Origin of the sequence: Prevotella sp. P4-119, from assembly GCF_002251345.1 — a bacterium.
Lineage (GTDB): Bacteria > Bacteroidota > Bacteroidia > Bacteroidales > Bacteroidaceae > Prevotella.
Genome location: NZ_NPJB01000058.1, coordinates 1 through 26,096 on the forward strand (window position 1 = coordinate 1; position 26,096 = coordinate 26,096).

At 45.9% G+C, this 26,096-nt stretch carries 18 protein-coding genes and 1 tRNA gene; 3 read left to right on the top strand and 16 right to left on the bottom strand.

Annotated elements, in window-relative coordinates; genetic code table 11:
• On the top strand, nt 1-884 hold an 884-nt coding region (locus CIK89_RS06080; protein WP_371593300.1), incomplete at its 5' end, for an MFS transporter.
• Between the two features lie 505 nt (nt 885-1,389).
• On the opposite strand, the gene CIK89_RS06085 is transcribed toward CIK89_RS06080, so the two are convergent.
• The 9 genes from CIK89_RS06085 to CIK89_RS06125 form a co-directional block, all read right to left on the bottom strand.
• Nucleotides 1,390-1,477 (bottom strand) — tRNA-Ser (locus tag CIK89_RS06085).
• 133 nt (nt 1,478-1,610) lie between these two features.
• Nucleotides 1,611-2,402: a TatD family hydrolase gene (locus CIK89_RS06090; protein WP_094390547.1), complete on the bottom strand. Its 792-nt coding sequence runs from the start codon at nt 2,400-2,402 to the stop codon at nt 1,611-1,613.
• Nucleotides 2,402-3,379 (bottom strand): polyprenyl synthetase family protein, encoded by a 978-nt coding sequence (locus CIK89_RS06095; RefSeq protein WP_371593302.1) that lies wholly within the window; start codon nt 3,377-3,379, stop codon nt 2,402-2,404. The genes CIK89_RS06090 and CIK89_RS06095 overlap by 1 nt, the downstream gene beginning before the upstream one ends.
• A 31-nt stretch (nt 3,380-3,410) precedes the next feature.
• On the bottom strand, nt 3,411-4,139 hold the full coding sequence (locus CIK89_RS06100) for an energy transducer TonB (protein ID WP_158214624.1): 729 nt from the start codon (nt 4,137-4,139) through the stop codon (nt 3,411-3,413).
• Nucleotides 4,140-4,359: 220 nt separating this feature from the next.
• Nucleotides 4,360-5,298, bottom strand: coding sequence for a 4-hydroxy-3-methylbut-2-enyl diphosphate reductase (locus CIK89_RS06105; protein WP_254046627.1), 939 nt, complete (start codon nt 5,296-5,298; stop codon nt 4,360-4,362).
• The gene (meaB, locus tag CIK89_RS06110) at nt 5,295-6,401 is read right to left on the bottom strand and encodes a methylmalonyl Co-A mutase-associated GTPase MeaB (protein ID WP_094390510.1); all 1,107 of its coding nucleotides are present in this window, start codon (nt 6,399-6,401) and stop codon (nt 5,295-5,297) included. The genes CIK89_RS06105 and meaB overlap by 4 nt, the downstream gene beginning before the upstream one ends.
• A 90-nt stretch (nt 6,402-6,491) precedes the next feature.
• A complete protein-coding gene (locus tag CIK89_RS06115; protein WP_094390511.1) occupies nt 6,492-7,586 on the bottom strand; it encodes a DUF1573 domain-containing protein in 1,095 nt (364 codons plus the stop codon).
• A gap of 14 nt (nt 7,587-7,600) precedes the next feature.
• Entirely contained in the window at nt 7,601-13,021 is a 5,421-nt protein-coding gene (locus tag CIK89_RS06120; protein WP_094390512.1) for an alpha-2-macroglobulin family protein, read from the bottom strand.
• A 375-nt stretch (nt 13,022-13,396) separates the two neighbouring features.
• Nucleotides 13,397-14,722 carry an MATE family efflux transporter gene (locus CIK89_RS06125; protein ID WP_094390513.1) on the bottom strand — a complete coding sequence of 442 codons (1,326 nt, stop codon included), beginning with the start codon at nt 14,720-14,722 and terminating at the stop codon, nt 13,397-13,399.
• A gap of 112 nt (nt 14,723-14,834) precedes the next feature.
• On the opposite strand from CIK89_RS06125, the gene CIK89_RS06130 reads away from it, so the two are divergent.
• Both CIK89_RS06130 and CIK89_RS06135 read left to right on the top strand, forming a co-directional pair.
• Entirely contained in the window at nt 14,835-16,895 is a 2,061-nt protein-coding gene (locus tag CIK89_RS06130) for an acetate--CoA ligase family protein (RefSeq protein ID WP_094390514.1), read from the top strand.
• A 40-nt stretch (nt 16,896-16,935) separates the two neighbouring features.
• Nucleotides 16,936-19,431 carry a GH36-type glycosyl hydrolase domain-containing protein gene (locus tag CIK89_RS06135; protein ID WP_094390515.1) on the top strand — a complete coding sequence of 832 codons (2,496 nt, stop codon included), beginning with the start codon at nt 16,936-16,938 and terminating at the stop codon, nt 19,429-19,431.
• Nucleotides 19,432-19,597: 166 nt separating this feature from the next.
• On the opposite strand, the gene CIK89_RS06140 is transcribed toward CIK89_RS06135, so the two are convergent.
• Genes CIK89_RS06140 through trpD form a run of 7 tightly spaced genes read right to left on the bottom strand, consistent with a single transcriptional unit; the run spans nt 19,598 to nt 26,095 of the window.
• On the bottom strand, nt 19,598-20,167 hold the full coding sequence (locus CIK89_RS06140) for an aminodeoxychorismate/anthranilate synthase component II (RefSeq protein WP_094390516.1): 570 nt from the start codon (nt 20,165-20,167) through the stop codon (nt 19,598-19,600).
• Nucleotides 20,164-21,588 (bottom strand): anthranilate synthase component I family protein, encoded by a 1,425-nt coding sequence (locus CIK89_RS06145; protein ID WP_094390517.1) that lies wholly within the window; start codon nt 21,586-21,588, stop codon nt 20,164-20,166. The genes CIK89_RS06140 and CIK89_RS06145 overlap by 4 nt, the downstream gene beginning before the upstream one ends.
• Nucleotides 21,575-22,783, bottom strand: coding sequence for a tryptophan synthase subunit beta (gene trpB / locus CIK89_RS06150; RefSeq protein ID WP_094390518.1), 1,209 nt, complete (start codon nt 22,781-22,783; stop codon nt 21,575-21,577). The genes CIK89_RS06145 and trpB overlap by 14 nt, the downstream gene beginning before the upstream one ends.
• A 36-nt stretch (nt 22,784-22,819) precedes the next feature.
• The gene (gene trpA, locus CIK89_RS06155) at nt 22,820-23,596 is read right to left on the bottom strand and encodes a tryptophan synthase subunit alpha (protein ID WP_094390519.1); all 777 of its coding nucleotides are present in this window, start codon (nt 23,594-23,596) and stop codon (nt 22,820-22,822) included.
• A 60-nt stretch (nt 23,597-23,656) separates the two neighbouring features.
• Complete coding sequence (locus CIK89_RS06160) at nt 23,657-24,280, bottom strand: phosphoribosylanthranilate isomerase (protein ID WP_094390520.1); 624 nt, start codon at nt 24,278-24,280, stop codon at nt 23,657-23,659.
• Nucleotides 24,277-25,083 carry an indole-3-glycerol phosphate synthase TrpC gene (locus CIK89_RS06165; protein ID WP_094390521.1) on the bottom strand — a complete coding sequence of 269 codons (807 nt, stop codon included), beginning with the start codon at nt 25,081-25,083 and terminating at the stop codon, nt 24,277-24,279. The genes CIK89_RS06160 and CIK89_RS06165 overlap by 4 nt, the downstream gene beginning before the upstream one ends.
• A 4-nt stretch (nt 25,084-25,087) precedes the next feature.
• On the bottom strand, nt 25,088-26,095 hold the full coding sequence (gene trpD / locus CIK89_RS06170; RefSeq protein ID WP_173815131.1) for an anthranilate phosphoribosyltransferase: 1,008 nt from the start codon (nt 26,093-26,095) through the stop codon (nt 25,088-25,090).
• Nucleotide 26,096: the final 1 nt, after the last annotated feature.

Sequence of the window (26,096 nt, forward strand, 5' to 3'; positions counted from 1 at the left end):
TACTGGTTAATAGCTTCTACTATTATGTGTTGTCACTATTCGTCATTGGGTGTGGACTGACATGTCTTGAAACAAGTGCAAACCCATATACTACCGTTCTCGGACATCCCGACAAGGCAGAGAGTCGAATCAACCTATCACAATCGCTCAACGGCATAGGATGGATTGTGGGACCGTTGGTGGGCGGTCAGCTGTTGTTCACTGGAGTAAGCATCGCCGTTCCCTATGCTATCGTTGGCATACTTGTACTTGTCGTGGCATTTATATTCTCTCGTGTCAAACTACCTGACCCTCGCAAAACCCATGAAGCGGAAACGCAAGAAACGAGAAAAGACATACCGATCAACGTTGTCGCCTTTACTTTCGGCATGCTCACTTTGTTTCTCTATGTAGCCGCTCAAACTGGCGTAAACAGTTTTTTCATCAATTACGCCGTAGAGTGTATCCACATCGAAAAACAAGAAGCCAGTATGTATCTTGCTTTTGGCGGCATGGGATTGTTTTTTGCAGGACGCCTGATAGGAGGAGTGTTGATGAACTATATCAAACCCAAATATATATTAATGGTATGTGCCATGCTCACCATATTCTCCACTCTTGTCATTGTCACTTGTAACGGTTTGGTATCGCTTGCAGCCTTCTTCGCTTTATATTTTGGTGAGAGCATCATGTTCCCTACCATTTTTTCCTTGGCATTAAGAGATGCAGGAACCCATACCAAGATAGCCTCATCGCTGCTCATTATGACCATTGTGGGTGGTGCCGTTGCCCCAATACTGATGGGATATATTGCCGACACAACAGGCAGCATGGCTACATCATTCATCATTCCCCTACTCTGTTATGTCGTAATTGCAGGATATGCCGCAACAAGAAGGAAATAGCGAACAACCATTCCACGCCAAGCATAAGAATTACTGTGTAGGCGGTATTTCCCCTTTCTGACCGTAACATCTCCCATCTATTTCCCATATTGCCCGTAAGTTCATTGGGACTTACTTAGGAGTTTCTGCGGACTTACTTAGGACTTACTTAGGAAATAGCACGCACAGGGAAGGAAGATTTCCTTTGGGCTTTTAACAATACAAAACGATATACGTATGTAAAGAAACAATATCAGAATTAGATATTTTACATCGTTACAGTTTTACAGTTTTACAGTTTTTAAAAACGTTTTTTGAGGCTCATTAGATAGTTTTTTGTGGTTTTTAACTGGTAAAAACGCTACGAACCCATCGTTTTTGCTTTTCAAAAACTGTAATACTGTAATACTGTAACGGCATGATGTTTTATACAAGTAAACATATTTCCATATCAGCACTCTATTAAAAGGTTTTCTAACAAGCACACAAAAAGGGAACCTGATTGATTCCCTTTAAGATAGAAAAGCGGAGAGAGGGGGATTCGAACCCCCGAACCGGTTTTGCCGGTTACACGCTTTCCAGGCGTGCCTCTTCAGCCACTCGAGCACCTCTCCTTTGCGTTAGCGGATGCAAAATTACTACTTTTATTTTGCATTGGCAAGAAAAAGACAGAATATTTATATCCCGCAAACATCAACTTCGCCATGCGAAACAACCACATTATTTACCAACAAATAGATTGTTTTTCTACTGACAGACGGCAAGACGAGGGAAGATGCGCAAGACTGTCGATTCAGTGACTTCACATATCTTCTCTTCACTAACACCATACGCTTCTGCCAATCTTCTAATAATATGCTGAATGAATGCCGGTTCATTGCGCTGACCGCGAAGAGGAACGGGAGCCATATAGGGAGAGTCGGTTTCAAGAACGATACGGTCAAGTGGAACACAAGCAGGAAGGACCTCTGGCAGATGGCTTTTCTTGAATGTTGATACACCGCCGATTCCCAATACAAAACCAGGGAAATCCAACAACTGACGAGCCTCTTGCTCATTTCCTGTGAAGCAATGGAATATGCCACCAGGAAGTTTGTCGGCATATCGACGGAGAATAGCCACCATTTCGTTTTGTGCCTTACGACAATGTATCACCAAAGGCAACTGCATCTCTACAGACCATCTCACCTGCTCTTCGAACACTTCAAGTTGTTCTGTTTCAAATTCACGACTCCAATAATAATCGAGCCCCACCTCTCCAATAGCAATATAGGATGGATTGGTTAGAAGTGATTCGTGCATTTCGCTTAACACATCATGCCAATCAGCCTTCACCTCTTCCGGATGCAGTCCCATCATAGGAAAGGCATAATCAGGATAGCGCAGACAAAGAGCCGGCACACTCTCAAGCGAAGATCTGTCGATAGCGGGAATAAGAACTCGATGACACCCAGCGTCCTTTGCGCGCTGTACAACAGCCTCAAGGTCGTTTAGAAATTCCTCGCCATCAAGGTGTGTATGAGTATCGGTATAGTGCATCATTTGTTACGATGAAGCAATTGATCCATATACTGACGGAGCATCTGTTTTCGTTCGCCATCAACTCCAACCTTATCAAGACTCTCTGCTGCCTGTTGGAAATAATCATTGATCTTCTCCTCACAGAGTTGACGTATGCCAATCTCATCGTAGAGTCTGGTCACGGCAGCAACCTTTTCTTGTCGATCGAATGTAGTGGCCTCAACCCATCGAGTCAGTTCGGCACGTTGTTTGTCGGTTGCTCGGTTGAAAGCATTGATGAGCATATAGGTTTTCTTATTAGAGGTAATGTCGCCACCAATAGCCTTACCAAATACTTTTGAGTCACCATATACATCAAGCAGGTCATCTTGCAATTGGAAAGCGAGTCCCATACGTTCACCAAAGCGATAGAGATTTTCGACATCTTCTTTTGGTGCATCAGCCAATATAGCGCCAATCTTAGTAGCACAAGCCAACAACACCGAAGTTTTCAAGCGAATCATTTCGATATATTCCTCTTCGCGCACGTCATTTCGGGTTTCAAATGCCATGTCGTATTCCTGTCCTTCACCTATTTCCAATGCAGTCTCTGTAAAGCAGTCGAGCACCTGCGCCAGTTTTTCAGCAGGCACCTGTGCCATGCGCTGATAGGCCAAGACCAACATTGAGTCGCCCGACAGAATTGCTGTATTGGCATTCCAACGTTTGTGAACGGTCTCATGACCACGTCTGAGGTCAGCATTGTCCATAAGATCATCGTGCAACAACGTGTAGTTGTGATACGTTTCCAATCCACATGCAGGCATAAGGATGTCCTCTGGTTTATCCTTGTAGAGGTTGTATGCCATCAGCATCAGCACAGGTCGAATACGTTTGCCACCGAGCGACAACACATATCGGATTGGGTCATAGAGCGACTGTGGTTTACGGTCATACGGAAGTTTTTCCAAGAAATCGTTGACCGCTTGAAGGATTTCTTTTGATGATAGTATCATTGTTATTCGTTTTTATTGTTTCAAGAGTTTTTTATAGTTTAAAGACGATAGGTATGCACACCTTAGTGCGGCATGGCTTGCCGTTCTGAATGCCAGGTTTCCATCTTGGCATCTGTTTTAGTACTCGTAGTGCTTCATCGTCACATTCTTTCGACAACGACTGATGGATGGTTATTCCCGTGATTTTTCCATCTTTCTCCACATAGAAGAAAGCCACCACCTTGCCTTGTGTTTTGCGACTTTGTGCAACTTTTGGATAGGTCAGATTACGTGTAAGCCACTTCATCAGTTCTACGGCACCCCCAGGAAACTGTGGCAGATCTTCCACAATACGAAACATTAAGGGATTGTTGTTAGGGTCGATACCCACAGGAGTTAGCACCTTTGGGTCTTCTGTATCCACCTGCTGTGGTACAGAAGAATCATCTTCCCCATTTTTATCGCCATCAGTATCGTCTTGCTCGTTTTTCTCTTCATGAGCCAGTTCCACATTGTCATCCACCACTCGCAGTTGTTCACTCTCTTCTGCTTTGGCTCTGGCCGGTGGCATCTCAGCCATCTGCTGTTCGATGGACATAGGCACCAGTTCGTCTTCATGGACCAGTTCGCTGATATCCATATCTTCGTCTGTCTCCACATTGGGCATACTGTTCCATTCAAGTGAGACAAACAGCAGAGCCAACACCAGTACTAGTCCCAACAGGAAACCTGTGGTTCGCTGGTGATCGAGATCAACCTGTGGTATCTTTTTCTGTTCCATTTGTGCAAAGGTACGATTAAGTGAGCGAAAAACCAAATCCATTTGAGCTTTTCAGAACGTGAGTACCTAAAATCCGAAGGATTAAAGGTACGATTAAGTGAGCGAAAAACCAAATCCATTTGAGCTTTTCAGAACGTGAGTTCCTAAAATCCGAAGGATTAAAGGTACGATTAAGTGAGCGAAAAACCAAATCCATTTGAGCTTTTCAGAACGTGAGTACCTAATCTGTCAACGCAACAATAGCATCACGACATTGTTCCATAAGCCATTTTGGTGTACTGGTAGCTCCACAAATGCCTACGGTTCCTATGCCTTCTAGCCATTCCGGTTGTATTTCCTCTGGTCCTTCTATGAGATGCGAATTGGGATTGATATGTAGGCATTCTTTATAGAGCACCTTTCCGTTACTGCTTTTCCGTCCACAGACAAACAGTATGAGGTCATGGTGTGTTGCAAACTGTGAGATATTAGGCATACGGTTAGCGACCTGTCTGCAAATAGTATCGAAACTCTGGAATACTGCATTAGGCTGAATATGTTCTTGAATATAGTCAATAATGCGGTGAAACTCATCGAGTGATTTTGTAGTCTGTGAGTACAGATAAATATCTCGTTCGAAATCAAGACACTTCACATCGTCGAATTTCTCAATGACGATAGCTTCGCCTTGAGTTTGTCCCACTAATCCAAGCACCTCTGCATGTCCATTTTTTCCGAAGATGACAATTTGTCCTCCGCCAGCCTCATATTGTTTTTTGATGCGTCTTTGCAACTGCAATACTACCGGACAGGTTGCATCTATAATTTCGATATTGTTTCGTTGTGCCAAGACGTAGGTTTCTGGCGGTTCGCCATGTGCTCTAAGTAACACTTTTACGTTGTGCAACTGTCTAAGGTCGTCATGGTTGATGGTGACAAGTCCCATCTGTCGCAATCGTTCGCATTCCATTCCATTATGAACGATGTCTCCTAAACAATACAACTTCGTTCCTTTAGCCAGTTCCTCCTCTGCTTTTTTTATGGCAGTAGTCACACCAAAACAAAAGCCGCTCCCTTTGTCTATTTCAATTTGGATTCCTCCGTCATTCCTTTTTACGGGAGACGTAGAGGAATCCTTTGTTTCACACGAATTGTTCATTTTCGGTTGTTCGTTCTTCATTTACCATTTTTGAGTTGTTCGAAATACAAATCGAGCAGATTTTGTGCAGCCACAAACGATGTCTGCTGTCCAGCCAAGACTTCCTTTTCTGCCTCTTGCATTCGTTTCTGTATGAGTGCATCATTATAGAAATTGAGTCGCAGATGCTCGTTGATACTTTCATACATCCAGTATTTAGCCTGCTCATTGCGGCGATAGTCGAAGTATCCATTGTCTTTGACAAAGTCGATATACTCATAGATCATATCCCATATTTCCTTGATACCCAAGCCATAGAATCCACTATAACATAGTACCTTGGGCAGCCAACCACTCTCAGGCATAGGGAAGAAGTGTAATGCATTGCGGAAATTGGTTGCAGCCAGATGACATTTATCAACATTTTCGCCATCACACTTATTGATAACAATACCGTCGCTGATTTCCATAATACCACGTTTGATGCCTTGAAGTTCATCGCCCGTACCAGCCAACTGTATGAGTAAGAAGAAATCGACCATAGAATGGCAAGCCGTTTCGCTCTGTCCTACGCCCACCGTTTCTACAAAGATTTTGTCGAATCCAGCAGCTTCACATAGGATAATCGACTCACGAGTTTTACGTGCCACTCCTCCCAAAGACCCTGCCGTTGGGCTAGGACGGATAAAAGAATCTGGATGAATAGACAGTTTCTCCATGCGCGTTTTATCTCCAAGGATACTACCTTTAGAGCGTTCGCTACTTGGGTCGATAGCCAATACTGCGAGTTTTCCACCTTTCTCTTTCAGCACATGTATGCCAAACTCGTCGATAGACGTTGATTTTCCTGCCCCCGGTACGCCACTTATACCCACACGGATACTATTGCCGCTATAGGGCAGACACTTATTGATAACCTCCTGTGCCTTAGCCTGATGATCAGGATTGACACTTTCTACGAGTGTGACAGCCTGTGAGAGCACAGTCACATCGCCTTTTACGATACCCTCCACCATTTCGGCAGCAGTCAGCTCGCGGCGTTTGAATCTATTACGTTTGAGATAAGGATTGATGATAGACGGCTGCTCTACGCCACCGTTCACTTGCAGTCCTGCAAATTCTGCGTTGTTTTCGGGATGTTCCATATATCGATAATTATGGGTTACGAATATTTTAGTCAATAATAGTTTCTTTTACATTGTAATGCCTCACATGCTTTTCCGTTCGGCTGACTATCAAGTTGCACTAACCGGTATCACGACTTTCGAGTGGTCTGGATCGTTGGTAATCATCAGAATACGTGGTTGTGTACGTGCCTTTTTGATTTGGTCGCGCAATACAGTTATCTTCAAGCGTGCGGTTTCTCCCGGTTTAAGAATTCGCTTATTGAGCGACACACGCAATCCTACGGTAAATAGTTGTATGGACGAGATTTTCAATTCGCTTCGTCCTGTATTTGTTATGTTGACGACATCACTCTTTTTTGATTTTCCTGCCATTACCACGTCCACCTTCTCTTTCGACAATTGCATGTTTGGTGCAAACTTTCTAAGTTCAGATGTCATTCCCTCGAATGCTGGCAGCAATACTGTAGATACTCCAACGAGATTGTCTGCCGTAGCTTTATCGCCCGGATTAGTTGCGAGATAGATGCTTGATTGCGTCAATCCGAATCCTCCGACCTTTTCCGACTGTAACGTGACCGATATGGTTGCGGTACGTCCTGGGTTGATTTTCTCAGGGACGACAGTTGCAGAGAGATACGATGGCAGGTGCATAAGATTAGGACGGCATGGCTTGTCGCTGTTATTATATACTTGTATCTGCTGTATAGGATGTTCTCCTTTGTTGACGTTATCAAACTCCAGTTCATTTTTGTCGGTTCTCAATTCTCCAATCTCTATAGGGAAATTGCACGACACATCTTGATAGTCTGCCAGCACGACACCTTTCATACGTATATATACAGGTTTCTTAGTACCATTACTGATAATAGCTGCCTGCTTGTCGAAATGTCCAAGCATCCGTGCATCGTATGTCATCCGTATCTGGAAGCGTTCTCCCATACCAACCACGGTCTTAGGATATTCTACTACTGTACAGTTACAATCTGGATCTACCTTTTCGATTTTCAGTCGTCTTATGCTTTTGTTTCTGAACTCGAAGACAGCAGTAACGGGTTGTTGGAATCCTGTCTTACCCACATCTATTGTAGTTTTCTGGGCAATCAGTTTCTGTGCCATAGCCCCGATGGGTAGCATAGTCATCAGGCAACACGCTGCAAGCCATCGCCATCCATTTGTTGTCTTTCTTTTGTTGTTTAAAATCATTATTTCGTTTTTTATTATTCAATATTGAGTGTCATCGAAGCGCCAGTTGCTTGGTATTCGGGGGCATAGGCACATTGTGCCGTACAAGTTCCCGTTTCATAGCATCCCGCTCTATCAACATAGTATTCTGTTTCTATCACATGTTTGCCTTTTGGCAGTTTTTCAAAGAAATAATGTGTGGCTCCATCCTTAGGTGCGCAATAAGCTCCGCGAAGGTATCCTGACAATTGACCGACAGGTTCGAGACATGCCGCCCGCTTATCCACCACCTCAACGAAGTCGAGGTTGCGCTTTGTTTCGATGGTAATACGCACCTTGATACGGTCGCCCACGTGCAACATGCTTGGTCCGCCCACCAATTGACGCTCTATGGTCAACGCCCCATTAGTTGCAGTAATTTGCTTAATGGGCTGTAAGGACTGTGCATAGACCGCTCCCCACGAAGCGTTATTGTCTGGCTTACGGATGGTGAGAGTCTTACCTTCCGATGATTGAATAGTTGTTTTCACATAGCCCAATCCCGAAGTAGCCTTAGGCAGTTCCAATGGTTTTCCGTCAATCTCCATCTGTACCGGCTGTGGTGTTGCCAACACCTGTTCATTCCCTTGCAAGAACGCATAGATGGCGTTAACCGTATTGATAGGAGTATCCCATTGTTGGGTACGTTTCTGCTGAAGTAGCCAACGTCGCATCTCTTCGATGGTTGTTTCGTCATCGGGAGACACCATGTGCAAGGCCTCGATAGCCGCAACCTCCGTAGGAATCTTATAACTATACCACGAATTGAATGCCCGTGGTGTATCGAAATAGCGCCCCACCTCTTTGTTATAGACTGAATATTCCTTGATGCTCTTCACATCGTTGGCTGCCTCCGTATGCAAACCTTGCTGATGAAGGATTATGGCCTGCGTTGCCTTTCCATAGATGCTTATGCGCTTCGATTCTTTGCGCAATAATGTTATAAGGTAGTCGCTTGCCTTGCGAACCGATGTTGAAAGTTGGCGCTTGCTTATAGCGTTGACATAGAGCCAACGGAAAGCATTATCTCCAGGGAACGTAATGCGCTCACGTTTTGCCTCTCTGCGTTTGAGTTCTGTCACGGTTTCAAGCATTCTCTTGTCCATATAGTCCATGGCTTTGCGCAGCATGACATTAGTTCTACTATCTTCGCCTGTCAGGAGCGACAGACGTGCGAGCATCTGTGCCACCTCCATCGTAATATAGTCGTTGGAGCGCATACCTTCATACCACGCGAAGCCTCCATCCGCATTTTGCAGACGTTGTAATTGTTGTCGGTTCTGCTCCTGTCTGTTGCTGACATTATAGTCGTTGAAGAAGTCTGCCAACTGACGTTTTTGTTCGCGTTCATTATCTGCTTCGGTCGCCCATGGTGTTTCATCGAGCAACAGGTCGCGGAGTTCTTGATTCTTCATCAGTTGCGCTTGGAGCGAGTTCGTTTCTTCTGTTTCGCGGCGCCATAGTTCAAACACATACTTTACCTGCGGCAGTCGGTCAACAAGTGACTTGGCAAGGAAATTGGAATAATAGGCAGCCGCTTGTCCAATAGCACTTTTCTCTGAGGGCTGTCCTGCTGCCGCTAACGCCTGAACCATCATCCACACAGGGTTGTTGGTATATTCTATTGTCAATTTGCGATGTGTTGCTGTTTTGGCAAATAGTTTGTCGATATTCAGCGTCATGCCTCCGGCTTCGTATTGCGTGATAGGTTGTGTCACGATGACACGTTCGGTAGCTGGAAGCACAGCCAAATAGCGCTGTTCACCATCCGAATGGTTTTGCCCAGTGGCGATGATGCGACAAATGAGGAGCGGGTGATTTCCGTCTGCCTGATAGTGGAATGTCGCAGAAGTGTTTTTTCCAGCATCGACACTAAATGTGGTATCTTCTGTATAAACCACTTTTTCGGTTTCAGCGTCAAGCAGTTCAAGTCGCACCGTTCCTGTCTCTACACTATTGCTGAGATTAGCGATGCGCACATTCCACTGGCTATTGTCGCCCTCACGAATAAACCGTGGCAGATTGGTCTCTACCATAAGTTGTTTATGTGCCACAATCTCACTCTCAATATATCCAGTACGGATGTCTTTGGTATGGGCTACTCCCATGAAGCGCCACGTGGTGAGCGTCTCAGGCATGGTGAAACGAATAGTTACCATACCTGCTGTATCTGTAGCGAGAGTTGGATAGAAGAATGCTGTTTCTGTCATGTTCTCGCGGAGGGCAACAGGCTTGTGCGTATTGTTTTCGTCAATTTTCGCCATTCCTGAGTCCTTCATTTTCGATTCCATAACAACACTCTCCATGCGGTCTGCACTTTCTTCTACAGCCTCATATACTCTCCCCACCTGTTTGGCCATTTCCTTCATTCTTATTCCATTTGTAGCGAACGAGCGCAACACCATTCCCATCATGCGATAGGGATAGACCGAATGGTCGAACACGCCAACTGAGCGAATATCGTTTACAACATAGGGACAGGGAAGACTGTAATCGAGAAAAAGGCTGGAACTGTATAAGATTCTCCAGTTGCCATACGGCACTTGATAATAAATGCGGGGAGTGAACGACCATTGGTGTTTGGCGAGTGCATCAAGACTTTTATCGTATAGCACAGCCATGAGTTGTGCCGTTGCCGAACGTCCTTTGCTGTCTGCAACATGCAGTCTCCACTCTTCCTGCTGACCAGGGAGCAGACGGTTGCGGAAGGTTTCCCATCGCAGAGTCAATTTATTGTCTGGTTCCGGTGCATACAAAGTGGTTGTATGGCGATGATATTTTCCATTTTTCACCCATACGAACGAGAGCTGGATACCGTCGCCATATTCCGGTTTGTAGGTCAGTTTGCGATTCCACAATGTACCGTTTTCACGGCGGAAACCTTTTTCCACCACTTTATTGGCAACACAGATCTCGTAGGCCATATAGACGTCTGCATCAGAAGAACCCACTTGTAGGGTTACCGGACTACCGTCAGCTGGGAAACGATCGTGACTCACATAAAACCATTCGTCGGTCTGGACGGCAGGACGGTGGTCGTCGAGTGAGAACAACACAAAATCATGCTGCAAAGTATCGCCTTCGCATACGGCTTCGAGATGATGCTTGCCCGACGTATAAGCGGTCCATGATTGTCCAACCGTATCGTTGGCTTCTACGGTCTGCCATGGGTTTTGGTCAATACGGTATTTCACCTTTCCACCGATAGTTTGTCCGGCAGCATTGAAACGATTGATGCGCCATGGGGTATTTTGGTCTTTTCTGATTTTCGAAGGCAAGGTTGTAGTAAGCACAGAGGACCGTGTTCCCAACGGAAGCGACATAGTGGCTTGGCGGGTTTCTCCCTGCAAATCGGTAATATCTGCTTCTACAACAAACTGATAAAATCTTGGAGTTTTATCCTCTTTCTTCGATAATACTAATGGAACATTTACCTTCAATAGTCCATCGGCATCGGTTGTAGTTTCACCTGTTGCCACTACGCCATTATCGCCATCCATACTACGCCACCACCATGACTGCTGACGGCGCACTTGATAACGAACCTTTGCCTGCTGTACAGCCACACCCGAATAGGTTTTTGCTCTTGCACTCACAGTAATGGTGTCGCCCGCAGCATAGCGTTCCTTATACTCGTCAAATGCCACATCGAAGGTGGGTCGTTTGTAGGTTTCAACACGAATATTCTGATTGCAACCGCCCATATTGAGTCGGCAATTGCCGGTGAGCATCTGTTCGGGCAATAGGAAATCGGAAGATGCCTTTCCATATTCATCGGTAGTCAGTTGCTTTTCAGCGATATTTCTGCCTCGTGCATCATAAAGTTTCAAGGTATAGGTTTTTCCATTCAGCGCATGGGCCTGCTTGTCGGTTTCCACCCGATAGGCAATGGCTGCCACATGAACGGTTTGTCCTGGACGATAGATGGCACGGTCGGTGAAGAGTTCTACGATATTGTCGGCTGTAGATTGTCCACCATAGGGATAGCGATCACTATAGAGTTTCGGGCAATATTTATCCTGTGCAGTATAGGCAAAAAGTGGAGTCCAATTGTCCTTGGAGGTGGCTGTACGAAATGCTTCGCCTGCTGCGTTGGTTGTCAACAACATGGCTTTTTTGCCGTCACCTATCCGCAACTTAGCTCCGGCAACGGGCTGTCCGGTCGTGGCATTAACCACCACATAACGCATTTTTCCATCGGGTTGTGCAAAAATCATAGTACGCAAATTGCTGACGCAACACAAATGGCGCTGCACTTCTTTTGTCTCAGGAATAGAAAATTCCAATAGATAAATGCCTGCAGGAAGTCCTGCCAACGTCACGGAATCGTTGAAAAGTTCGTATTCAGGACGTGGCGCAAAGGTACGGGTTTGTGCGGCAGACTTCTGTTCTACAAGGCCTTGGCGTATTCTGCGATAGGCCTCATCGTTGATTTGTCCCATGATGCGCTCCTTACTGTCGCCCTGCAAAGTTGTGCGGTAAACCCGAAGTGTGAGCGATGTGAGGTGTCGAAGATTGCGCAATCTGATGGTTTGTGAAACATGTGGAATGAAAAGTGTTTCATCAATATTGGCAGAATATTGCGGCGCTGTTAGTTCATGACGAAACACCAGAAGCTCCTTCAAGCGACCGGCTGTTCCCCATCTTTCTATGGCTTGGTCGATATAAGCCACGGTCTGCATGGTAGAAGTCTCCTCATTGCGCATCATGCATCTGACACGCTCTACCGCAAGCCACCCTACTTCTTTCTCCTCCGCATAACGGCTGATGAGCGAATCAAGCGTAGCCACATCGTCCGCCGACTGACTTCGTTCTGCGAAATAGGCTGCCAAACATGCGGCACGACGGTTACCTGCTTGTTCATAGTAGGCTTGAGCCTCAGTCCACACATCCAATTCGCCTGCCACCACGCTGAGCATATCGTGACCAAAGCCATCTACTGTCTTTGCATCAAGCACAAATGGGGTGTAATCGGCTGTTGGAGTTTGCGCCAAAAGTGCAGGATTTGCCATTGCCAAGTGCCTACAACTGTCGGCTTTGGCTTTCCAATCGTTTCCGAAAGCGGTTGTTTCCTGTTCGTAGATTTGACAGAGTACAACGCAACAAACGGCCCGAAGCACCTTATCGGCTGTAGTGCTGGCTATGTTTTCCAGTTTTTGCACCTCCGAGAGGAGCGAATCGGGAGCTATTTCAGTTTGCAATTTGGTTTGCAGGAGTGCGGAACGCAAAAAATTGCCATACGATTTTTCCTTCAAAGCCTTCTCACGAATAGGTTTCAGCTGTCGAATGGAAGTTTGCGGAAGATCTTTTTTCCGCGCTTCTTCCACCTGTTTCCACAACATCTGATAGGTCTGCGCCGACACGTTTGTCAGTACAGAAAATACCATTATGAGGAGTAAAAAGGCTAATTTCTTCATCGCACATGCGTTATTAGTAGCACAAAAGTACAAAGAAAAAGTCAAAACACAAAGTGTTTTAACACGAATGGCGAGTTTTTTGCCTTTATTATCAAATATACGAGCAACATGAGGACGATTTCTTTTGTTTCAATTCGTTTCACTTCTATACGGACGTTGATCAGTTTTGCCGTCCTTTACCCTCCCTTCAAACTCCAATTATTTTCCGCATGAAAATGGGATTTACTTGGGACTTACATGAGATTTACGGCATACTTTTGTAGGCCAAGCGCATCCCGAACACATCCCGAAGGCATCCCGAAGACAGAGCACATTAATAATCAGAAAATAGATACACTATTTGAGCCATAAAGCTAATGGCTCATAAAGGAGGCTTCACTTTAGCCTTATGTTACAAAACAACAGGGTCTGCACCAAACCACGAGTCAACAAATAAAGGGTCATCGCACACCAAAGGCCATGATTTCCCCATAGTGGCATGAGCAATAATGCCGTAAAAAAGAACACCATAGCTGCGACAACCGATGAAATCAACATGGCTCGAGTAGCGGTAATTCCGATAAAAATACCATCCCAAACAAAAGCTGCCACTCCTGCCAAGGGTAGAAGATAAGCCCAACCCACATACGAACGGGATGCTTTCACCACAGAAACATTATCCGTAAGAAGATGCAAAAACGGTTCGCCACCCACAATATATACAATCGAAAAGAGCAAAGCCAATGCTCCACCCCAACGGAAAAGCCGTCGCACCACATCATGGAAAGCATTCGCATCTGAAGCTCCCCAATAACGGCCTCCAAGGGCTTCACCTGCGTAGGCAAATCCATCTAAAAAATATGACAACAGTAAGAATAGTTGCATCAAAAGTGCATTGACCGCAAGTACCACTTCGCCCTGACGTGCGCCAGCCGAAGTAAAGAACAAATTGACACCTACCAAGAACAACGTACGAAGGAATATATCACGATTTACACGGAAATAGCGTCCCCATTCCGACCGCAACGATTGCCATCGAAAGCCACGACCCAGTCGGCGCCAAGACCTACGACCACGATATAAAAAGAATGACGGAGCCAACGACAATACAGCCACTATAAGTCCTGCATATTGTGCCACGACCGTTCCCAACGCCACTCCTTCTATTTGCATGTCGAGCGCATAGACGAAGAATAATGACGCACAGATATTTACAACATTCTGAGCCACAGAAACCAGCATGGGAATGCGAGTATTCTGCATGCCGATAAACCACCCCGTCAATCCGTAGAGCGAAAGCACGGCAGGAGCTCCCCATACCGCAATATTGAAATAAATTTCTGCCAGTTGACGGACGCCTTCTCCGGGGTGGATCAACATCAACATCAGTTCACGCAACGGCCATTGAAAAACCAACAACAACGAAGCTATAGACAACGAAACTGCTACCGAGCGGCCCAACAACCTGACAATATCCTCCACCTGACGACGGCCACGAGCCTGGGCGGTCATTCCAGACATTCCCATGCGCAAAAATCCGAACACCCAATAAACCAGATTAAAAATCATACTACCCACCGCAATAGCGCCAATAAACGACGCACTCCCCATATGGCCCACGATGGCAGTATCTACCAAGCCAAGAAGCGGGACGGTAATATTGGTAACAATAGCCGGCAGAGCTATCTGAAGTATATTTTGGTCTGTCTTTGAAAGTTTCATACATGCAAAGGTACTATCAAAAGAAGAAAAAACACGAAGAAAAATCATTTTTTTCTTTGCATTTAGCCGACTATATCGTAACTTTGTAGGCAATTAAATCTATATTACTACTATGATTACTCCTGAACTGCTCCATCCACAGTCAATTGTTGTCATCGGTGGTTCAAACAATGTCCACAAGCCAGGAGGTGCCATCGTGCGTAATATCCTGCAAGGCAACTATCAAGGCACACTACGTATTGTCAACCCAAAGGAAGACGAAGTACAAGGCATCAAAGTGTTTCACGATGCTAAAGAACTGCCACCTACAGAACTCGCCATACTGGTGATTCCAGCAAAACTATGCCCAGAAAGTGTGGAACTGCTTGCCAGCGAAAAAGGCACAAAAGCCTTTATCATCATATCGGCTGGCTTTGGTGAAGAGACAAAAGCTGGAGCTGCAAGAGAGCAACGCATACTCGACACCTGTGAGCGATATGGGGCAGCACTCATCGGCCCCAACTGCATCGGACTGCTCAACAGAAATCATCATAGTGTGTTTACAAAACCTATCCCATCGCTTAATCCACAAGGTGTTGATTTCGTCAGCGGTTCGGGAGCTACTGCCGTATTCATCTTAGAGAGTGCCGTTATCAAAGGCCTACAATTTAACTCGGTATGGTCGATTGGCAACGGTAAACAAATCGGTATAGAAGACGTGCTTCAATACATGGACGAACACTTCGACCCTAACACCGACTCGAAAGTCAAACTGCTCTATATCGAAAACATATCCAACCCCGACAAACTGCTCTTCCATGCCTCATCACTTATTCGCAAAGGATGTCGCATTGCCGCTGTCAAAGCTGGAAGTAGTGAAAGCGGAAGCAGAGCTGCATCAAGCCATACAGGTGCCATTGCAAGTAGCGACTCGGCAGTAGAGGCACTCTTCCGTAAAGCAGGCATCGTGCGCTGCCATTCACGTGAGGAACTGACCACCGTGGGATGTATCTTCACCTTGCCACCATTGGCGGGCAAACGCTTCGCCATCGTCACCCACGCAGGAGGACCAGGCGTAATGCTGACCGATGCTTTATCTAAAGGCGGACTGGAAGTTCCCAAGTTGGAAGGTCCTGTAGCAGAGGAACTCAAGAGCCAGTTGTTTGCAGGTTCGTCAGTAGCCAATCCTATCGACATATTGGCAACAGGAACCCCAGAGCAATTGGGTATTACACTCGACTATTGCGATCAACGTTTCGACAATATCGATGCCATTGCTGTGATATACGGAACACCAGGTCTGACCACACTCTATGAGGCCTACGAGGTACTACACAAAAAGATTGGCGAGTGTAAGAAGCCTATCTTCCCCATCCTACCCAGTCTGCATACCGCCGGACCAGAAGTGGCAGAGTTCTTGGCAAAAGGTCATGTAAACTTCAGCGACGAGGTGACTTTGGCTACTGCCCTCTCACAAGTGATGCGTACACCACAGCCAGCACCACCTGAAATAGAACTCTTCGGCGTGGATGTGCCTAAGATACGCGAAATCATTAGCGGTATTACCGACAACGGATATGTGTCACCCGACATCGTCCACCAACTACTGGAATGTGCCGGAATACCGATGGTACCCGAAATGGTAAGCGACGACAAACAAACTCTAATCGATTTTGCCAACCGCACAGGATATCCAGTAGTGGCGAAAGTAGTAGGACCCGTACACAAGAGTGATGTGGGCGGTGTGACACTCAACATCCGCACTCCTGAACATCTGGCATTGGAGTTTGACCGCATGATGAATATCAAAGATGCGCAAGGCGTCATGGTACAGAAGATGCTGAAAGGTACCGAACTCTTCATCGGCGCTAAGTATGAAGAACGATTCGGACACGTAGTGCTCTGCGGATTGGGCGGTATCTTTGTAGAAGTATTGAAAGATGTACAAAGCGGACTTGCACCGCTATCATACGGCGAAGCATACTCGATGATACGCTCGCTACGTGGCTATAAAATCATCAAAGGCACACGTGGACAACAAGGCATCAACGAGCAGAAGTATGCAGAAATCATCGTGCGCTTATCTACACTACTGCGCTTTGCCACAGAGATAAAAGAGATGGACATCAACCCACTACTGGCTGACGCCGACGATATAGTGGCTGTAGATGCAAGAATACTTATAGAAAAATAACGAAATAAATAATATTAACAACTATCAAAATCAATTGACGATGGAAAACAAGCTCTATGGTCACTACAATGACCAACAACGTGAGTATGTCATCACAGACCCTAAGACCCCGTTTCCTTGGATAAACTATCTGGGCAACGAAGACTTCTTCTCACTCATCTCTAACACAGCAGGTGGATACAGTTTCTACAAAGACGCTAAGTTCCGCCGCATCACACGTTACCGCTACAACGGCGTACCAATGGACAACGGAGGACGCTACTTCTACATCAAGGATGGCGATACCGTGTGGAACCCAGGATGGAAGCCTTGCAAAACACCACTCGACTTCTACGAGTGCCGGCACGGTATGAACTACACACGCATTACTGGTGCAAAGAACGGTATAGAAGCCAGCGTACTATTCTTCGTTCCATTAAAGACATGGGCTGAAGTACAGCGCGTAACCTTGAAGAATACCACCAACGAAACTAAGCGTATCAAGCTCTTCTCGTTTGCTGAATGGTGTCTGTGGAATGCGGCTACCGACATGGAGAATTTCCAACGCAATTGGTCAACAGGTGAAGTGGAGATTGACGGTAGCGTTATCTACCATAAAACAGAATACAAAGAGCGCCGTAACCACTATGCATACTATGCTGTGGCTAATTCTAAAATCGACGGATATGATACAGACCGTGAGTCGTTCATCGGACTATACAACGAATTTTCAAACCCACAATGTGTCATGGCTGGCAAGCCAAGCAACAGCCTGGCACACGGATGGAGCCCTATTGCCTCACACTATATCGAGGTTGAACTGAAACCGGGTGAGACCAAAGACTATATCTTCATCCTCGGCTATGTAGAAAACGAACAAGACGAAAAGTTCTGCAAGGAAGATATCGAGCGCAAGAAAAAAGGTGAACTCATTTCTTCACAGGATAGCGACGTGACACTCGTCAACAAAACCAAAGCCAAGGCTACCATCGAGCGCTTCGCTACCGTAGAGGCTGTAGAGGCTGCTTTTGCTGAATTGCGCACCATGTGGGACGAACTACTCGATAAGTATGTAGTGAAGAGCGACGACGAGAACTTGAACAGAATGGTCAACATCTGGAACCAGTACCAATGTATGATTACCTTCAACTTCTCACGTTCTGCGTCATTCTTCGAAAGCGGCGTAGGACGTGGAATGGGATTCCGCGATTCCAACCAAGATCTTGTTGGCTTTGTTCATCAAGTACCAAGTCGTGCACGCCAGCGCATTATCGATATTGCATCAACACAATTCCCCGACGGAGGATGCTACCACCAATACCAACCACTCACCAAGCGCGGCAACAACGACATCGGTGGCGGTTTCAACGACGACCCCATGTGGCTCATCTTCGGTACAGTTGCTTATATCAAAGAGACGGGCGATTTCTCAATTCTCGACGAAATGGTACCTTGGGACAACGAGCCTGGAACAGAAGTCACACTATTTGAGCACCTGAAAATATCATTCAACCACGTAGTCAACAACCTCGGTCCTCACGCTCTACCACTCATCGGACGTGCCGATTGGAACGACTGTCTTAACCTGAACTGTTTCTCATGGGATCCCAACGAGAGTTTCCAAACTACCGAAAACAAGACAGAAGGTTCAAAGGCAGAATCCCTCATGATTGCCGGCCTCTTTGTACTCTGCGGCAGACAGTATGTAGAACTCTGCAAACAGATTGGCAAGCCAGAAGAAGCAGATCGTGCACTCGGACATATTAATAATATGGTGAAGGCCGTAAAGGAACACGGATGGGATGGCGAATGGTATCTGCGTGCATACGACTTCTATGGCAACAAGATTGGTTCTAACGAAAACGAGGAAGGAAAGATATTTATCGAGTCACAAGGATTCTGCACCATGGCAGGCATCGGACTTGAAGAAGGCATGTGCGACAAAGCAATCGACTCCTGCAAAAAATATCTCGACTGCGAACACGGTATGGTGCTCAACAATCCCGCATACACCACCTATCATGTGGAAATGGGCGAGATTTCTTCATACCCCGCAGGATATAAAGAGAATGCAGGTATCTTCTGTCACAACAACCCATGGGTTATCATCGGAGAAACTGTTGCAGGACGCGGTAACGATGCATGGGAACTCTTCCGCAAGATTTGTCCTATGTACATCAAAGACCAAGACCTCCACAAGGTTGAACCATACGTCAACTGTCAGATGGTGGCAGGTAAAGATGCTGCTAAACCCGGTGAAGGAAAGAACTCATGGTTGACCGGTACTGCCGCATGGATGTGGTACACAGTCAGTCAGTTCCTATTGGGTATCAAGCCTACATACGATGGTATTGAAATCGATCCTTGTCTCCCATCAGACATGAAGGAATATAGCATCAAACGTATTCTGCGCGGAGCCGAATTTGACATCGTAGTCAAAAACCCACGCGGAAGCGAGAAGGGCGTGAAACAGATTACCGTTGATGGTCAACCCATCGAAGGAAACGTCATCCCCTGCACAGCAGGTAAGCACGCTGTAGTTGTGGAAATGGTATAATACACAACAATCAATAGACCACGGTATCCAATTCAAATAGAGCATCGTAATTAGCAGTCAAGCTATCCCAACAGTTGCTCGATACAATGGTCAATCTAACTTAAGAGCCAGTCTGAACAACATCAGACTGGCTCTTTCTTCAGCATATAGTCAACTGGAATTCCGATTATTTACCTAGTTCTAACCAATTGGCAAGCATAGCATGTCCATCGGGAGTCAGCACACTCTCTGGATGAAACTGAATGCCGCGAATGTCATACTGCCTATGGCGAAGTGCCATAATCTGACCGTCATCGCTCTCTGCAGTTATTTCTAAGCAATCAGGAAAATTCTCACGATCTACCACCCATGAATGATAACGTCCAACTTCTATGCGACGAGGCAATCCGCGGAATATCGGATCATCTGCCACAATACTGCAAGGAGTGGCGATTCCATGATACACTTCCGAAAGATTGGCCAACTTACCACCAAACACTTCGCCAATAGCCTGATGACCCAGACACACACCAAGTATAGGTTTGCGACCAGCATAATGACGAATAACTGCCAGCAACAAACCTGCCTCAGAGGGAACACCCGGTCCGGGACTGAGGATAATCTTATCGTATTGTTCCAGTTGTTCCAATTGAAACTGGTCGTTACGTACTACGCTGACTGTTGCTCCCAACTCCTTCAACAGATGAGACAGATTGTAGGTAAACGAGTCGTAGTTGTCAATAATCACTATATTCATAATTCTTCTGCCATTCGGATGGCCTTGACAAGGGCACCCAGTTTATTATTACATTCTTCTAACTCATAGTTGTCATTACTCTTGGCAACCACACCACTTCCAGCCTGGAACCACAGTTCGCCATTGCGACTGATAAAGGTTCGGATGACAATAGCTTGGTTTAAGTCGCCATTGAGCGATATACTACCTATACATCCGCCATAGGCTCCACGATTATGGGGCTCCAGTTCGCTTATAATCTGCATGGCACGTACCTTAGGCGCACCACTCAATGTACCCGCAGGAAAAGTATCGATAAAGGTACGGATGGTATTAGCTCCCTCGTCAAGCGTACCGCTAACACGGCTGACAAGATGAATGACATGACTGTAGAACTGCATATCCTTATAGAAATCAACTTTGACATCATGACAGTTGCGGCTCAGATCATTACGTGCCAGATCAACCAACATGACATGTTCGGCATTCTCCTTTGGGTCGTTACGTAGAAACTCGGCATTCTTCCGATCCTGTTCTGTATTGCCTGTACGACGGGTTGTGCCAGCAATAGGATCGATATAAGCCTTATTGCCCACGATGCGGTTATGGGTTTCGGGTGAGGAACCGAAGATACGAAACCCACCGAAATCAAAGTAGAACAAATAGGGCGAAGGATTGATGCTACGCAAAGCGCGATACAGTTTGAAGTCATCACCCTCATAGCGCTGTACAAAACGGCGACTGACCACTATCTGAAACACATCTCCACGCATACAATGTTCCACACATCGACGGATGTTAGCCTTATGTTCCTCATCGGTCAACGTAGATGTTGTATCACCAACAGGATGAAAATCATAGGCTTTGACTGACGCCTTGTTGATGGCGCGCAGCAACATATCCATCTCAGAAGTATCATCAGGTCGTTCGCCAAGTGTGACAAGCGTCATGGTATTGTTAAAATGGTCGAACACAATAACATCGCGGAAGAGCACATAATAGATATCTGGGGCATCATTTTTCTCCATCGTTGTGTCACGCACAGCAATATTCTCAAAATAGCGCACAGCGTTAAACGACGTAAAGCCATAGAGTCCACAGTATTCCTGTCCTTCTCCACAAACGTGAAACGAATGTATAAAACGGTCAATGGCATCGGCGATAGCCAGTTTGCAACGGTCTCCATCATCGGTTCGTGGTAGCGTTTTCTGTTGGTTGGTACCATCGGGATATTTACAGGTCACCACTCCATGTCCTATAGCAATACTTGCCAAAGGATGAACACCAATAAACGAACGCGCATTGTCATTACCATGATAGTCAGAGCTCTCCATCAGCGCCGACTGTGGATAGAGGTCTCGCAAGCGCATATAGACCCCAACGGGTGTATGCAGGTCGGCCAGAATATGCCGACAATAGGTTGTATAGTTAAAAGTTTCCATATTCTTTAGCCATTGATTTGTTACTGAGATAGGTTTCCACATCCTTATCACCGCGTCCGCTGACGGTCAGCACCACCACATCATCGGGTTTGAACAAATGTTTCATCTTGGCAAGTGCCGCAACAGCATGAGCACTCTCGATAGCAGGAATAATACCCTCCATACGAGTCAGTTCATAACCGGCATAGATGGCCTCATCATCATTGACAGCCAAAATATGGCTTCTGCCACGCGTTGCTAAATCTGCATGCATCGGTCCAATACCAGGGTAGTCCAGTCCGGCACTAATGGTAAAGGCCTCTTTAATCTGTCCACCATCGGTCTGCATCACCAAAGTTCGTGCGCCATGTATGATTCCCTCTGTACCACAGTGCATTGTGGCGGCAGTATAGTCGGTATCAATACCATGTCCGGCAGCCTCAGCCAGATAGATTTGCACGCGGTCGTCATCAATATAATGGTAGATAGTACCTGCGGCATTTGAACCACCTCCCACACAAGCAATAAGATAGTCAGGATAGTCACGACCAACCTTTTCTTCCAATTGTACTTTGAGTTCCTCACTGATAACACTCTGCAAACGGGCAACGATATCAGGATAAGGATGTGGTCCCATCGTGCTACCTACTATATAGAAGGTATCTTGCGGATGACAACACCAGTCGCGAATAGCTTCTGAACAAGCATCACTCAATGTCATATTGCCAGTACGTACAGGATGTACTTTGGCGCCCAGCATGCGCATACGTTCCACATTAGTATGTTGACGCTCTACGTCAGTTGCTCCCATGAATATCTCACACTCCATATTCATCAGGGCACATACCGTTGCCGTTGCCACGCCATGCTGTCCAGCACCGGTTTCAGCAATAATGCGCGTCTTCCCCATACGCTTAGCCATCAGAATTTGTCCCACGGTATTATTAATCTTATGTGCACCAGTATGGTTCAAATCCTCACGTTTGAGATAGAGTTGGCAACCATATCGTTTGCTCATGCGCTTAGCATAGTACAGAGGTGACGGACGTCCTACGTAATCACGCAACAGCGCATAGTATTCGCGGCGAAAGTCCTCACTTTCCAGAATAGGGCGATAAGCCTGCTGCAAATCAGTTACACATTTATATAAGATTTCGGGAACGTAGGCTCCGCCAAACTTTCCGAAGAATCCTTTCTCGTCAACTTGATATTTCATATTGTATAGATGTTATAGTATGGATAATGGTCGGTTTTATTTTTGAAGAGCTTCATAGAGTGCATCGAGTGCTTGATTGGCATTACCAGTTTCTCTGAGTAGCGTCACAAACTTGCTACCGATAATAGCTCCTGCTGCATTCTGTTGCGCACTCTCTAAGGTCTGTTTGTTGCTGATGCCAAACCCTATCATGCGCGGATTGCGCAAATGCATATTATTGATGCGGTTGAAATAGGCAAGTTTAGCCTCATCGAAACTGTTTTGTGCACCAGTAATAGCAGCCGAACTGACCATATAAATAAAACCGTCAGTATGTTCATCGATGAATCGGATGCGCTCTTCACTGGTTTCAGGTGTAATCATCATGATAACTCGAATGTCATAACGGTCGGCAATAGGTTTGACCACATTCAGATAATCATCGAAAGGCAGATCAGGAATGATGGTTCCACTGATACCGCTTTCAGCACAACGACTGAAATAGGTTTCATATCCCATATGCATAACGGGATTCAGATAACCCATCAATACCAGTGGTATTGTGACTTCATCCTTGATGGCAGCCAACTGGCGCAACAGCAGATCGAGTGTCATTCCGTTTTTCAATGCTACAGTACCAGCACTCTGAATGACAGGACCATCTGCCAATGGGTCACTAAAGGGCATACCCACTTCTATCATATCGATGCCACGACGCTGCATGGTCTTGATGACATCTGCTGTATTGTCAATATCTGGACAGCCTGCACAGAAATACAACGATAGCAGTTTGCGCTGACTGGCATTTTGGAAAAGTTGATTTATCTTGTTCATTGTTTTTTATTCTTGTCGATGTTGTCGGAGTACCAACTCCTTATTTATTATTAATGTATATCACAATATTTCGCGAACAGTTTGCAGATATTGCTTGAGTAGCGCCACATTTTTATGACCAGGTGCTACTTCAAAACAACTGTTGAGATCGATACCACACCATCGTGGATGTTGGAAGCGGAGTAGCTCTTCGGTGTTGTGCATGCCAAGTCCGCCACTCAATAGGAAAGGTGTAGTTCCCTTGTAATGACGCAACACCTCCCAGTCAAAACATTTTCCACTACCTCCATAATCTGGAGTCTTTGTATCGAATACGAAGTAATCTACAATTCCATCGTATGCGCCACATTGTTTCAAGTCGTTGACAGATGCCACACTGAGAGCCTTGAGTAGCAATTCCACCCCATTCGCTTTCAGCTGACGACAAAACTCCGGTGTCTCTTGACCATGAAGTTGCACGCCATTGAGGTTGTAATCATTGATACATTGCAGAATATGCATTACCGAATCATTAACAAATACACCAATACGCTCCACACCGGCATCCGCCTCACAACGTGATACAGGACGACTGACGCAACGGGGAGATTTCTGATAGAAGATGAATCCCATCATATGAATACCCAACTGGGCTACTTGACGGATATTATCGGCATCGCGCATACCACATACTTTAACGATCATCGTGCCAAATCTTTGATAAACGCATCAAGAGCAAGTCCTGGATGTTCTTGTTTCATAAACTGTTCACCCATTAGAAATCCGCGATAGCCGGCAAGTCGAAGGCTATTGACCGTTTCGGGATTGGAGAGTCCACTTTCGCTGACCTTGCATCCTTCTTTTGGTAAACGGCTTGCCATGTGAAAACTGTTTTCCACATCAGTCACAAAACTTCCCAGATTACGATTGTTGATACCGTAAAGATCAGGAGCGAGGTCGGCATAATCGAGGTCGCGCTCACCATGCATCTCCAACAACACTTCCATTCCTAAATTGTGAGCTTCACGACACAGTTGACTGCAAGTATCATGGTCGATGGCTGCAGCTATTAGCAATACGGCAGAAGCTCCACAGCGACGAGCTTGTAACAACTGGTATTCGTCAATCACAAAATTCTTGTAAAGCACAGGGATAGTTACCCCACTCTGTCTCGCATCAACAATAAACGAGTCGTTACCGCCAAAATAAGTCTCATCGGTCAAGATACTCAAAGCGGCAGCACCATGCTGTTGATACGAGAGGGGAACCTCTGTTGCCAGTGCCGACTGGTGTATCCAACCTTTAGATGGTGAACGACGCTTGAACTCGGCAATAATGCCCGAAGTAGAATCTATAAGCGCTTTACGCATACTGCCACCCTCTGCCTGCTGTCCTTTGCTTTCCATCAGCCGATCGACCTCAGTAGCAAGTTTCCTTAATGGCATAATTTGGCGGTTGCGCTCATTCTCAATTCGCTTATGGGCGATGATCTCTTCCAGAATATCCATAGCATCAATTGCAGTTGAGTTCCACAAACTTACGGAATGTAGCAAGAGCTTTTCCACTGTCAATGCTCTCACGGGCAATATCTATACATTCCTCAATGCTCTTACTACCCTTTTCCATGACTTGAATACCAAAGGCAGCATTGGCAAGTACAATATTCTTTTGTGCGGGCAAAGCACGGTTTTCAAGTACAGCATCGAATATTTCCTTCGCCTCTTCCTCTGTGGCACCACCTTTAAGTTCTTCCGGACTTGCAACAGCAAAGCCAAGATCTTCAGGCCGGAACACCCGTTCATAGTCGTTGGTAGTCACTTTAAAGTCGCCAGTCAGTGATATTTCATCGTAACCATCAATACTATTGACGATACCATAGTCGATTCCAATTTTCTGATATACCTGACGGTAGAGTCGCATCTGGTCGAGATTGGCAACACCGAGCAACTGACACTTGGGCTGACTGGGATTGACCAACGGACCTAATAGGTTGAATACTGTAGGAAACTGCAATGCCTTGCGGATAGGACCGACAAATTTCATGGCCTTGGCAAAGAGTTGGGCGTGTAGATATACGACACCAGCCTCGTTGATGCTTCGGTTGAGTTTATCGATATCATCGGTAAAATCCACACCATGGTTTCTGATAACATTCGATGCGCCGCTTACCGATGTGGCTGCAAAGTTACCATGTTTTGCCACCTTATAGCCAGCACCGGCAATAACGAAGCACGAAGTCGTTGAAATATTAAACGTATTTTTGCGGTCACCACCAGTTCCCACCACATCAATATATCTGTCGCAATCGAGGATAGCAGGTACACCCGTTGCTAAAATACCGTCACGAAATCCCAGCAATTCATCCACTGTCACGCCACGCATTTGCAGTGCAGTGAGCAGTGCGATAATCTGTTCTTCAGGAAATTCGCTTTGTGTGATTCCCACAATGATGTTCTTCGTTTCTTCACGAGTCAGCGCCTCGTGATTCAACATTCTGTTCAAAATGTCTTTCATTTCCATG